The following is a 250-nucleotide window of genomic DNA, read 5'->3' as shown; positions in this document are numbered from 1 at the left end:
TTATGGGCATTTGCTGAGAATGGCATAGCGGGCCTCAAACAGGCTGTATTGTTGAATTCCACAATAAATACAAAAATTCAAAAGCAGATGCAACTTCCGGCAATATTTGTGTAGGAAAGACAGGTTGTCTTCCCCGTCCCACAGCAGTTCATACTGCAACAGATGTCCCCGGCTGCCGCCATGCAACAGCAGGTATTCCATTTCGGTGAGACGCTGGCAATGATTCTTAAGCTGGCTGTCGCTCCAGTGG

1 pseudogene is annotated in these 250 nt (G+C 48.0%); it reads right to left on the bottom strand.

The annotated features are described in order from the left end of the window. Positions 1-250 (bottom strand): annotated as a pseudogene (locus tag CKY02_RS26085) (hypothetical protein); the annotation flags it as partial.

It is taken from the genome of Photorhabdus bodei (genome assembly GCF_003287735.1).
GTDB classification, from domain to species: domain Bacteria; phylum Pseudomonadota; class Gammaproteobacteria; order Enterobacterales; family Enterobacteriaceae; genus Photorhabdus; species Photorhabdus kayaii.
Note: the sequence above shows the minus strand (reverse complement) of the source record. Positions and strands in the feature narration are given on the sequence as shown.